Annotated in this window: 7 protein-coding genes; all 7 read left to right on the forward strand. The window is 65.1% G+C overall.

The features are described from left to right. Positions 1-214 precede the first annotated feature (214 nt). The 7 genes from rpoB to AB4Z42_RS03185 all read left to right on the forward strand — a co-directional run bounded on the left by rpoB (position 215) and on the right by AB4Z42_RS03185 (position 13,187). Positions 215-3,700: a DNA-directed RNA polymerase subunit beta gene (gene rpoB / locus AB4Z42_RS03155; protein WP_442007646.1), complete on the forward strand. Its 3,486-nt coding sequence runs from the start codon at positions 215-217 to the stop codon at positions 3,698-3,700. Positions 3,701-3,766: 66 nt separating this feature from the next. Then, positions 3,767-7,720 (forward strand): DNA-directed RNA polymerase subunit beta', encoded by a 3,954-nt coding sequence (locus AB4Z42_RS03160; RefSeq protein WP_442007647.1) that lies wholly within the window; start codon positions 3,767-3,769, stop codon positions 7,718-7,720. Positions 7,721-7,878: 158 nt separating this feature from the next. Next, entirely contained in the window at positions 7,879-8,631 is a 753-nt protein-coding gene (locus AB4Z42_RS03165) for a deoxyribonuclease IV (RefSeq protein ID WP_442007648.1), read from the forward strand. Positions 8,632-8,709: 78 nt separating this feature from the next. Continuing rightward, a complete protein-coding gene (locus tag AB4Z42_RS03170; protein ID WP_442007649.1) occupies positions 8,710-9,816 on the forward strand; it encodes a phosphatase PAP2 family protein in 1,107 nt (368 codons plus the stop codon). 12 nt (positions 9,817-9,828) lie between these two features. Further along, complete coding sequence (locus AB4Z42_RS03175) at positions 9,829-10,575, forward strand: alpha/beta fold hydrolase (RefSeq protein ID WP_442007650.1); 747 nt, start codon at positions 9,829-9,831, stop codon at positions 10,573-10,575. A gap of 48 nt (positions 10,576-10,623) precedes the next feature. Continuing rightward, positions 10,624-12,252 carry an acyl-CoA dehydrogenase family protein gene (locus AB4Z42_RS03180; protein ID WP_442007651.1) on the forward strand — a complete coding sequence of 543 codons (1,629 nt, stop codon included), beginning with the start codon at positions 10,624-10,626 and terminating at the stop codon, positions 12,250-12,252. Beyond that, entirely contained in the window at positions 12,249-13,187 is a 939-nt protein-coding gene (locus AB4Z42_RS03185) for a crotonase/enoyl-CoA hydratase family protein (protein ID WP_442007652.1), read from the forward strand. Before AB4Z42_RS03180 ends, AB4Z42_RS03185 begins: the two co-directional genes overlap by 4 nt. The last annotated feature ends 3 nt before the right edge of the window (positions 13,188-13,190 follow it).

Raw genomic sequence — 13,190 nt, forward strand, 5'->3', positions numbered from 1 at the left:
GTTGCGCTGGCTGCATCCTGCCCTCCTTAACCCGGCAACCTGACACCTCCTAGCCTGAGTCCGCTCAGTGATCTAGTCGTGTGTCCTGCGTTCGGGGGCTTTTGGGCTTGAGTAAGTCAGCCAAACCGACGCAGATAACGCGATACGAAGGAAGCGGCGCTCAAGCTCTTTTGAGGCCCTCCGGAGATCGCATGAGGTGCTGGAAGGATGCATCTTGGCAGGGTCCCGCCAATCCAAGTCAGCAGTAGCAACCAATAACTCCGTACCAGGAGCACCAAACAGAATTTCCTTTGCAAAGCTCCGTGAACCGCTCGAGGTTCCGGGGCTACTTGACGTACAGACCGACTCTTTCGAGTGGCTGATCGGCTCGGAGCGTTGGAAGGAAAACGCCAAGGCTCGCGGCGACGCCGTCGATCCCGTTGGCGGCCTCGAAGAGGTGCTCACCGAGCTCTCGCCGATCGAGGACTTCTCGGGCTCCATGTCGCTGTCTTTCTCCGACCCGCGCTTCGACGAGGTCAAGGCCCCGGTCGACGAGTGCAAAGACAAGGACATGACCTACGCGGCCCCGCTGTTCGTCACGGCGGAGTTCATCAACAACAACACCGGTGAGATCAAGAGCCAGACGGTCTTCATGGGTGATTTCCCGATGATGACCGAAAAGGGCACCTTCATCATCAACGGCACCGAGCGTGTCGTGGTGTCCCAGCTGGTCCGTTCGCCCGGTGTGTACTTCGACGAGAACATCGACAAGTCCACCGAGAAGACGCTGCACAGCGTCAAGGTGATCCCGGGCCGCGGCGCGTGGCTCGAGTTCGACGTCGACAAGCGCGACACCGTCGGTGTGCGCATCGACCGCAAGCGCCGTCAGCCGGTCACCGTGCTGCTGAAGGCGCTCGGCTGGACCAACGAGCAGATCGTGGAGCGCTTCGGTTTCTCCGAGATCATGATGGGCACGCTGGAGAAGGACAACACCGCAGGCACCGATGAGGCGCTGCTGGACATCTACCGCAAGCTGCGCCCGGGCGAGCCGCCGACCAAGGAGTCCGCGCAGACCCTTCTGGAGAACCTGTTCTTCAAGGAGAAGCGTTACGACCTTGCTCGCGTGGGCCGCTACAAGGTGAACAAGAAGCTCGGGCTGAACGTCGGTAAGCCGATCACCAGCTCGACGCTGACCGAAGAAGACGTCGTCGCGACCATCGAGTACCTCGTCCGTCTGCACCAGGGCGACAATTCGATGACCGCTCCCGGTGGCGCCGAGGTGCCCGTCGAGGTCGACGACATCGACCACTTCGGCAATCGTCGCCTGCGTACCGTCGGCGAGCTGATCCAGAACCAGATCCGCGTGGGCCTGTCCCGCATGGAGCGTGTGGTTCGCGAGCGGATGACGACTCAGGACGTCGAGGCGATCACGCCGCAGACCCTGATCAACATCCGTCCCGTCGTGGCGGCCATCAAGGAGTTCTTCGGCACTTCGCAGCTGTCGCAGTTCATGGACCAGAACAACCCGCTTTCCGGGCTCACCCACAAGCGCCGCCTTTCGGCGCTGGGCCCCGGCGGTCTGTCCCGTGAGCGCGCCGGCCTCGAGGTTCGCGACGTGCACTCGAGCCACTACGGCCGCATGTGCCCGATCGAGACACCGGAAGGCCCGAACATCGGTCTGATCGGCTCGCTGTCGGTGTACGCGCGGGTGAACCCGTTCGGCTTCATCGAGACGCCGTACCGCAAAGCGGACGACGGTGTGGTCTCGGACGAGATCCATTACCTGACCGCCGACGAGGAGGACCGCCACGTCGTGGCGCAGGCCAACTCGCCGACCGACGAGAAGGGCCGGTTCCTCGAGGATCGCGTCCTGGTTCGCCGTAAGGGCGGCGAGGTCGAGTACGTCTCCTCCACCGAGGTCGACTACATGGACGTCTCGCCGCGCCAGATGGTGTCGGTCGCGACGGCCATGATCCCGTTCCTCGAGCACGACGATGCCAACCGCGCCCTGATGGGTGCGAACATGCAGCGTCAGGCGGTCCCGCTGGTCCGCAGCGAGGCGCCGCTGGTCGGCACCGGCATGGAGCTTCGTGCCGCGATCGACGCCGGTGACGTCGTCGTCGCCGACAAGGCAGGCGTCATCGAGGAGGTCTCCGCGGACTACATCACCGTGATGGCTGACGACGGCACCCGGCACACGTACCGGATGCGTAAGTTCGCCCGCTCCAACCACGGCACCTGCGCCAACCAGCGCCCGATCGTCGATGCAGGCGACCGGGTGGAGAGCGGCCAGGTGATCGCCGACGGTCCTTGTACCGAGAACGGCGAGATGGCGCTCGGCAAGAACCTGCTCGTGGCGATCATGCCGTGGGAAGGCCACAACTACGAAGACGCGATCATCCTCTCCAACCGCCTGGTCGAAGAGGACGTGCTCACCTCGATTCACATCGAAGAGCACGAGATCGATGCCCGCGACACCAAGCTGGGCGCCGAGGAGATCACCCGGGACATCCCGAACGTCTCCGATGAGGTGCTGGCCGATCTCGACGAGCGCGGCATCGTCCGCATCGGCGCCGAGGTCCGCGACGGCGACATCCTGGTCGGCAAGGTCACCCCGAAGGGTGAGACCGAGCTGACTCCGGAAGAGCGACTGCTTCGCGCGATCTTCGGTGAGAAGGCGCGTGAGGTTCGCGATACGTCGCTCAAGGTGCCGCACGGTGAGTCCGGCAAGGTCATCGGCATCCGCGTGTTCTCACGCGAGGATGACGACGAACTGCCCGCCGGTGTCAACGAGTTGGTCCGGGTGTACGTCGCCCAGAAGCGCAAGATCTCCGACGGCGACAAGCTCGCCGGACGCCACGGCAACAAGGGCGTCATCGGCAAGATCCTGCCCATCGAGGACATGCCGTTCCTTGAGGACGGCACGCCCGTCGACATCATCCTGAACACGCACGGTGTGCCGCGACGGATGAACATCGGCCAGATCCTGGAAACCCACCTCGGGTGGGTGGCCAAGGCGGGCTGGAAGGTCAACGGGTCGCCGGACTGGGCTGCCAACCTGCCGGAGGAGCTGCTGGAGTCCGAGCCGGGAAGCATCGTCTCGACACCGGTGTTCGACGGCGCTCAGGAAGGTGAGCTGCAGGGTCTGCTGTCCTCGACACTGCCCAACCGTGACGGCGTCACGCTGGTCAACGACGATGGCAAGGCGAAGTTGTTCGACGGTCGCAGTGGCGAGCCGTTCCCGTACCCGGTGACGGTCGGCTACATGTACATCCTGAAGCTGCACCACTTGGTGGACGACAAGATCCACGCCCGCTCCACCGGTCCGTACTCGATGATCACCCAGCAGCCGCTGGGTGGTAAGGCGCAGTTCGGTGGTCAGCGGTTCGGCGAGATGGAGTGCTGGGCCATGCAGGCCTACGGCGCGGCGTACACGCTGCAGGAGCTCTTGACGATCAAGTCCGACGACACCGTCGGCCGCGTCAAGGTCTACGAGGCGATCGTCAAGGGCGAGAACATCCCCGAGCCGGGCATTCCCGAGTCGTTCAAGGTGCTTCTCAAGGAACTCCAGTCGCTGTGCCTCAACGTCGAGGTGTTGTCTTCTGACGGTGCCGCGATCGAGATGCGCGACGGTGACGACGAGGATCTGGAGCGCGCAGCTGCCAACCTCGGAATCAACCTGTCGCGCAACGAATCCGCGTCCGTCGAAGATCTAGCCTGATTCGCGGCACCGCCGCGGGCACTAAGTGTTATTGGCTACAAATCCCGAAAGGGGAAAGGGAGTTACGTGCTAGACGTCAACTTCTTCGATGAACTCCGCATCGGTCTTGCGACCGCGGACGACATCCGCAACTGGTCCTTCGGCGAGGTAAAGAAGCCGGAGACCATCAACTACCGCACGCTCAAGCCCGAGAAGGACGGCCTGTTCTGCGAGAAGATCTTCGGACCGACTCGCGACTGGGAGTGCTACTGCGGCAAGTACAAGCGCGTCCGCTTCAAGGGCATCATCTGCGAGCGCTGCGGCGTCGAGGTCACTCGCGCCAAGGTGCGTCGTGAGCGGATGGGCCACATCGAGCTGGCCGCGCCCGTCACGCACATCTGGTACTTCAAGGGTGTGCCGAGCCGTCTCGGTTATCTGCTCGACCTCGCGCCCAAGGATCTCGAGAAGATCATCTACTTCGCGGCGTACGTGATCACGGCCGTCGACGACGAGATGCGTCACAACGAGCTGTCCACGCTCGAGGCCGAGATGGTCGTCGAGAAGAAGGCCGTCGAGGATCAGCGCGATTCCGACCTGGAGGCCCGGGCGCAGAAGCTCGAGGCCGACATGAAGGAGCTCGAGGACGAGGGCGCCAAGTCCGACGTCAAGCGCAAGGTGCGTGACGGTGGCGAGCGCGAAATGCGTCAGCTCCGTGATCGTGCCCAGCGTGAGCTGGACCGGCTCGACGAGATCTGGACCACCTTCACCAAGCTGGCTCCCAAGCAGCTCATCGTCGACGAGGTGCTCTACCGCGAGCTCATCGATCGCTACGGCGAGTACTTCACCGGCGCCATGGGCGCGGAGGCGATCAAGAAGCTCATCGAGACCTTCGACATCGATGCCGAGGCCGAGGAGCTGCGCGAGGTCATCCGAAGCGGCAAGGGCCAGAAGAAGCTTCGTGCGCTGAAGCGTCTCAAGGTCGTCGCGGCGTTCCAGTCGAACAGCAACTCGCCGTTGGGCATGGTGCTCGACGCGGTTCCGGTGATCCCGCCGGAGCTGCGCCCCATGGTGCAGCTCGACGGTGGCCGGTTCGCCACGTCGGACCTCAACGACCTGTACCGCCGCGTCATCAACCGCAACAACCGGTTGAAGCGACTCATCGATCTGGGTGCGCCCGAGATCATCGTGAACAACGAGAAGCGCATGCTTCAGGAGTCGGTGGACGCGCTGTTCGACAACGGCCGTCGTGGCCGGCCCGTCACCGGGCCGGGCAACCGTCCGCTCAAGTCGCTGTCCGATCTGCTCAAGGGCAAGCAGGGCCGGTTCCGTCAGAACCTGCTCGGCAAGCGCGTCGACTACTCGGGCCGTTCGGTCATCGTGGTCGGCCCGCAGCTCAAGCTGCATCAGTGCGGCCTGCCCAAGCTGATGGCACTCGAGCTGTTCAAGCCGTTCGTGATGAAGCGCCTGGTCGACTTGAACCACGCGCAGAACATCAAGAGCGCAAAGCGCATGGTCGAGCGTCAGCGTCCCCAGGTGTGGGATGTCCTCGAAGAGGTCATCGGCGAGCACCCGGTGCTGCTGAACCGCGCACCGACGCTGCACCGCCTCGGCATCCAGGCCTTCGAGCCGCAGCTGGTGGAGGGCAAGGCAATTCAGCTGCACCCGCTGGTGTGTGAGGCGTTCAACGCCGACTTCGACGGTGACCAGATGGCGGTGCACCTGCCGCTGAGTGCCGAGGCGCAGGCCGAGGCACGCATCCTGATGCTGTCGTCGAACAACATCCTGTCGCCTGCGTCGGGCCGCCCGCTGGCCATGCCGCGTCTGGACATGGTGACCGGGCTGTACTTCCTGACCACTCTGATCGAGGGCGACACCGGCGAGTACGTGGCCGCTGCCAAGGACAGGCCGGAGTTTGGTGTGTACAGCTCACCGGCCGAGGCGATCATGGCGTTGGACCGCGGCGCGCTGAGCGTCCGGGCCAACATCCGGATTCGGCTGACCCAGCTGCGCCCGCCTGCCGACATCGAAGCCGAGCTGTTCGGCGCCGAGGGTTGGAAGCCGGGCGATGCCTGGACGGCGGACACCACGCTGGGCCGGGTGCTGTTCAACGAGCTGCTCCCGACCGCGTACGCGTTCGTCAACGAGCAGATGCACAAGAAGGTGCAGGCGCGGATCGTCAACGATCTGGCCGAGCGCTACCCGATGATCGTCGTCGCGCAGACGGTGGACAAGCTCAAGGACGCCGGCTTCTACTGGGCCACCCGTTCGGGTGTCACCATCGCCATGTCCGACGTGCTGGTGCCGCCGCAGAAGCAGGAGATCCTGGAGCGTCACGAGGCCGAGGCCGACCGGATCGAGAAGCAGTACCAGCGCGGCGCGCTCAACCACGACGAGCGCAACGAAGCGCTGGTGAAGATCTGGCAGGACGCCACCGAAGAGGTCGGTAAGGCTCTCGAGGCGTACTACCCCGAGGACAACCCGATCATCACGATCGTGAAGTCCGGCGCAACGGGCAACCTGACCCAGACCCGCACACTTGCGGGCATGAAGGGTCTGGTGACCAACCCGAAGGGTGAGTTCATCCCGCGTCCGATCAAGTCCTCGTTCCGCGAGGGCCTGACGGTGCTGGAGTACTTCATCAACACCCACGGCGCCCGAAAGGGTCTGGCGGACACGGCACTTCGTACTGCTGACTCGGGTTACCTGACCCGTCGTCTGGTGGACGTGAGCCAGGACGTCATCGTGCGCGAAACGGACTGCGAGACGGAGCGCGGTGTCAACATCACGCTGGCCGAGCTGCAGGACAAGACGCTGGTGCGCGATCAGCACATCGAGACGTCGGCCTACGCGCGGACGCTGGCGACCGACGCCGTCGACGCCAAGGGCAACGTGGTCGTCGAGCGCGGTCACGACCTGGGCGACCCCGCGATCGAGGCACTGCTGGCCGCGGGTATCACCGAGGTCAAGGTCCGCTCCGTGCTGACCTGTGCGACCGGTACCGGCGTGTGCGCGATGTGTTACGGCCGTTCGATGGCGACGGGCAAGCTCGTCGACATCGGCGAGGCGGTCGGCATCGTGGCGGCGCAGTCCATCGGTGAGCCCGGCACGCAGCTGACCATGCGTACGTTCCACCAGGGCGGCGTTTCCGGCGGCAGCGACATCGTCGGCGGTCTGCCTCGCGTGCAGGAGCTGTTCGAGGCCCGCATCCCGCGTGACAAGGCGCCCATTGCCGACGTCACCGGTCGCGTGCAACTCGAAGAGGGCGAGCGCTTCTACAAGATCACCATCATCCCGGATGACGGTGGCGAGGAAGTGGTGTACGACAAGCTGTCTCGTCGTCAGCGCCTGAAGGTGTTCAAGCACGATGACGGCTCCGAGCGGTTGCTGTCTGACGGCGACCACGTCGAGGTCGGCCAGCAGCTGATGGAAGGCTCCGCCGATCCGCACGAGGTGCTTCGTGTCCAGGGCCCCCGCGAGGTGCAGATCCACCTCGTCAAGGAGGTCCAGGAGGTGTACCGCGCTCAGGGTGTGTCGATCCACGACAAGCACATCGAGGTCATCGTCCGGCAGATGCTGCGTCGCGTCACGATCATCGATTCGGGTGCGACGGAGTTCCTGCCCGGCTCGCTGACCGAGCGTGGCGAGTTCGAGGTCGCGAACCGTCGGGTCGTCGCCGAGGGTGGCGAGCCCGCAGCGGGTCGTCCGGTGCTGATGGGTATCACGAAGGCATCGCTGGCCACGGACTCGTGGCTGTCGGCGGCGTCGTTCCAGGAGACCACGCGCGTGCTTACCGATGCGGCGATCAACTGCCGCAGCGACAAGCTGCAGGGTCTGAAGGAGAACGTGATCATCGGCAAGCTGATCCCGGCCGGTACAGGTATCAACCGGTACCGCAACATCCAGGTCAACCCGACCGAGGAAGCCCGCGCTGCGGCGTACACGATCCCGTCCTACGAGGATCAGTACTACAGCCCGGACTTCGGTCAGGCGACCGGTGCCGCAGTGCCGTTGGACGATTACGGCTACTCGGATTATCGGTAGGACTACCGCCAAGCAATACGGAGAGGCCCCCGCCATGTGCGGGGGCTTTTTCGTGCGCCCGTGGCGCCGAATGGCCAGTTGTCGTGCCGATTTTCGCGTTTCGCGCCTGATGACTTCCCACTCGCGGTCTTGTCGGGTCGCCTCACTAGACTGGCCGGGTGCTTATCGGTTCGCATGTACACGGAGACGATCCCCTGGCCGACGCGGCCGCCGACGGTGCCGACGCGGTGCAGTTCTTCCTCGGCAATCCGCAGAGCTGGAAGAAACCCAAGCCGCGTGAGGACGCCGATGTGCTCAAGGCGGCCAGCATGCCGCTCTACGTCCACGCGCCGTATCTGATCAACGTCGCCTCGGCCAACAACCGGGTGCGCATCCCGTCGCGCAAGATCCTGCAGGACACGTGCGACGCCGCCTCGGAGATCAACGCGGCCGCGGTGATCGTGCACGGCGGCCATGCCGACGACAACGACTACGAGGCCGGATTCGAACGCTGGGTCAAGGCGCTGGACTACCTTGAGACCGACATGCAGGTGTATCTCGAGAACACCGCGGGCGGTGATCACGCGATGGCGCGCCACTTCGACGTCATCGGCAAGCTCTGGGACCGCATCGGCGATACCGGTATCGGCTTCTGCCTGGACACCTGCCACGCCTGGGCTGCAGGCGAGGAGCTGATCGACGCCGTCGCCCGCATCAAGGCGCTCACCGGCCGCATCGACCTGGTGCACTGCAACGATTCGCGCGACGCTGCGGGCTCGGGCGCCGACCGGCACGCCAATTTCGGCACCGGTCAGATCGATCCGCAGTTGTTGGTCGCGGTGGTCGGTGCCGCGGATGCCCCGGTCATCTGCGAGACCGCCGACGCGGGCCGCAAAGACGACATCGCGTTCCTCCGCGAACACCTCGGCTGACGGGCCTTCGATCACGATCTGCTAACCGAAACACCCCGCGAACTGGCGGTAACGCCATCGTGAACTACATTCATCGAGGTGTCCGCAATTGACGAGTCGTCAATTGCACCGCCGCGCGCCGTCGAAACGATAGAGGCGACTCCCGGTCCGGGACGTTCGGGGCGATCGCTGCGGGTCCTGCGTTATGTCGCGATCGCCATCTGGGCGTCCGCCATCATCTATCGCACCGCGACCGATGGCTTCGCGTTCAACCGCGAGTTGGTGCTGCTCTACGTCTGTGCGGGTCTGGCCGCCGCCAGTATCGGTCAGGGCCGCCGGATGCTGTACATCATCCGGGACTGGCTGCCCTTCGCCCTGCTGCTCATCGCCTACGACCTGACCAGGGGGGCAGCCGACATGATCGGCCGGTCCACGATGTGGCACTGGCCCGCTGACGTCGACCGCTGGCTCTTCTCCGGCACGATGCCGACCGTGTGGCTGCAGGAGCACCTGAAGCTGCCCGAGCCGCCCTGGTGGGAGGTGGTGATCAGCAGCGTCTACATGTCGTTTTTCATCCTTCCCTATGTGGTCGCGGCGGTGCTGTGGCTGCGGGATCGCGAAGAATGGAAGTCGTTCGTCAAGCTGTTCGTCGGACTCAATGTCGCGGGATTGGCGATCTACTCGATACTTCCTGCCGCACCGCCATGGGCGGCGGCGCGCTGCACCCCAGCCGACGTCGCGGGCGGACCCGCCAACCCGCAGTGCATGTTCAGGTCGGCGCGTGGTGTGCCCGACGGCGGCGTGCTCGGCGCGATGCAATCCACGCATGACGGCGCGAACAACTGGATCGAGCGGATCGTCGGCCGCGGCTGGGGCAACCTCAATCTGCATTCGGCCACGGCCCTGCTCGATCAGGGTCAGGCCAGCGTCAACCTCGTTGCCGCCATCCCGTCCTTGCACGCCGGCATGACGGCCGCAGTGTCGATGTTCCTGTGGAACCGCGTGCACCGGGGCTGGCGACCGCTGCTCGTGCTCTATCCGCTGATCATGGCGTTCACGCTGGTGTACACCGCCGAGCACTACGTCATCGACATCCTGCTCGGCTGGACGCTCGCCATCGTGATGATCCTCGCGCTCAACCGTCATTTGGCGCGGCGGGCCAGACGCAACGCGGAAGAAGGTCCGGATCTGGTGAGCAATACGTGATCTGATCCGAGCATGGCTGTTGAATCGCGCGGCTACCGGATCGATTACACGGTGGACGGCGACGGACCCCCTCTGCTGTTGATTGCCGGAACGTTGTGCGCGGCACGACACTGGCAGGACTTCGGGTACACCGACGCGCTTGTCCGGGATTGGCGCGTCATCAATGTCGATCCGCTCGGGCATGGCGCCAGCGACGCCCCACATGACGCGGACGCCTATGTTGCCGAGGGGGTGACGGCGGACCTTGTCGCCGTTCTCGACGCAGAGGGCATCGAGCGCGTGACCGCGTGGGGCTATTCGCGCGGCGGATGGCTTGCGTGCAACCTCGCCAGCCGTTATCCCGAACGGGTGAATCACATTGTGGTCGGCGCCTACGCGATGCATGCCCACGAAGAGGAGGCCGAGCGCCTGCTGCGGCCGTTAGCGGACTTCCTACGACGCGGCGACTGGTCGGCGCTTTGGCAGGCACTCGGCGTAACTGACCGCGGCCTGCAGGAGATGTTCGAGGCCGACAATGATCCACTTGGCGTGGCCGCCGCGATCTTGGGCTCTCTGCGTCCCACACGGTTCGTCGACCCCGTCGCGGTCGGCTGCCGCGCAACGTATTACGTGGGTTCTGAGGACTGGATCGTGCCCCATGTGCGTGCTGACGCGGAGGCCCTGAACGCGACCGTCGATGTCATCGCCGGCCAGGCGCATATCGGCTCGTTTTTCTCTGCCGCCGAACAGGTATTGAGAGTGGTCGCCTCGCGCCTCTAGCGCATTACATCTGGCGTGCGGCTGTTGAGAAAGTGTAATATCGGCGGCATGTCAGACACGCACGTCGTCACCAATCAGGTTCCGCTGCTGGAGGACTTCAACCCGGCCACCTCCCCGGTGCTCACCGAGGCGCTGATTCGCGAGGGCGGCGAATGGGGCGTCGACGAGGTCACCGACCTCGGTGCGATCTCGGGCTCAAGGCAGGCGCAGCGCTGGGGTGAACTCGCCGACCGCAACCAGCCGATCCTGCACACCCACGACCGCTACGGTCACCGCGTCGACGAGGTCGAGTACGACCCCGCCTACCACGAGCTGATGACGACGGCGATCGGTCACGGTCTGCATGCCGCGCCGTGGGCCGATGACCGGCCAGGAGCCCACGTCGTGCGCGCCGCCAAGATGTCGGTCTGGACGCCCGAGCCCGGCCACGTGTGCCCGATCTCGATGACCTACGCCGTCGTCCCGGCGCTGCGCGCCAACGCCGAACTCGCCACGGTCTACGAGCCGCTGCTGACGAGTCGCCAGTACGACCCCGAACTGAAGGTGCCCGCCACCAAGGTGGGCATCACCGCGGGCATGTCGATGACCGAGAAGCAGGGCGGGTCCGATGTGCGTGCGGGCACCACGGCGGCGACGCCGAACGCCGACGGAAGCTACAGCCTGACCGGCCACAAATGGTTCACGTCGGCGCCGATGTGCGACATCTTCCTGGTTCTGGCACAGGCGCCCGGCGGTCTGTCCTGCTTCTTCCTGCCGCGGATCCTGCCCGACGGCAGCCGCAACCGAATGTTCCTCCAGCGTCTCAAGGACAAGCTCGGCAACCACGCCAACGCCTCCAGCGAGGTGGAGTACGACGGCGCCACCGCGTGGCTTGTCGGTGAGGAAGGCCGCGGAGTCCCGACGATCATCGAGATGGTCAACCTGACCCGGCTGGACTGCACGCTGGGCAGCGCGACCAGTATGCGCAGCGGTCTGGCCCGCGCGATCCACCATGCACAGCATCGAAAGGCGTTCGGCGAGTATCTGATTGATCAGCCGCTGATGCGCAACGTGCTGGCCGATCTCGCGGTCGAGGCCGAGGCGGCGACCATCCTGGCGATGCGCATGGCCGGCGCCACCGATGCCGTGGTGCGCGGCGACGAGCGCGAGGCGATGTTGCGCCGCATCGGCCTTGCTGCGGGCAAGTACTGGGTTTGTAAGCGCGCCACCCCGCACGCCGGAGAGGCGATGGAATGCCTGGGCGGTAACGGCTACGTCGAGGAATCCGGTATGCCCAGGATTTACCGCGAAGCACCGTTGATGGGCATCTGGGAAGGCTCCGGAAACGTCAGCGCGCTGGACACGTTGCGCGCCATGGCAACCCGCCCGGAGTGCGTCGACGTGCTGTTCGACGAACTGTCTCGAACCGCTGGCCAGGATCCCCGCCTGGACGCCCACGTCGACGGGCTGCGGCCGGCGCTTGGCGACCTCGAGACCATCCAGTACCGGGCCCGCAAGGTCGCCGAGGACATCAGCCTGGCACTGCAGGGTTCGCTGCTGGTGCGCCACGGCCACCCCGCCGTCGCCGAGGCGTTCCTCGCGACACGGCTGGGCGGTTCATGGGGCGGCGCATTCGGAACGATGCCCACCGGACTGGATCTGGCGCCGATCCTGGAACGTGCTTTGGTAAAGGGATGACGCACGCGATCAGACCTGTGGATTTCGACAACCTGAAGACGATGACCTACGAGGTCACCGACCGGGTTGCGCGCATCACCTTCAACCGCCCCGAAAAGGGCAACGCGATCGTCGCCGACACGCCACTGGAGTTGTCGGCGCTCGTCGAGCGTGCGGACCTCGACCCCAATGTGCACGTGATCCTCGTTTCCGGCCGCGGCGAAGGGTTTTGCGCGGGCTTCGACCTGTCCGCCTACGCCGAGGGATCCTCGTCGGCAGGCGGCGGTAGCCCGTACAAGGACACCGTGCTGTCGGGTAAGACGCAGGCGATCAACCATCTGCCCGATCAGCCGTGGGATCCGATGATCGACTACCAGATGATGAGCCGCTTCGTCAGGGGCTTCTCGAGTCTCCTGCATGCGGACAAGCCGACGGTGGTCAAGATCCACGGTTACTGTGTGGCGGGCGGCACCGACATCGCGCTGCACGCCGATCAGGTGATCGCGGCGGCCGACGCCAAGATCGGCTATCCGCCCACTCGGGTCTGGGGTGTCCCCGCAGCAGGGATGTGGGCACACCGGATCGGCGATCAACGCGCCAAACGCCTTCTGCTGACCGGGGATTCGATCACCGGAGCGCAGGCCGCCGAGTGGGGGCTCGCTATTGAGGCGCCCGAACCCGAGGACCTCGACGAACGCACCGAGCGACTGGTCGAGCGCATCGCCGCCGTCCCGATCAACCAGCTGATCATGGTGAAGCTCGCCATGAACTCTGCGCTGCTCAACCAGGGGGTGTCCAACAGTGCGATGATCTCGACCGTCTTCGACGGCGTCGCCCGCCACACTCCGGAGGGGCATGCGTTCGTCGCGCAGTCCCGCGAGCACGGTTTCCGGGATGCGGTCCGCCAGCGTGACGAGCCGTTCGGCGACCATGGCCGGAAGGCGTCCGGGGTCTGAGGA

The organism is Mycobacterium sp. 2YAF39 (assembly GCF_052114565.1).
GTDB lineage: Bacteria > Actinomycetota > Actinomycetes > Mycobacteriales > Mycobacteriaceae > Mycobacterium.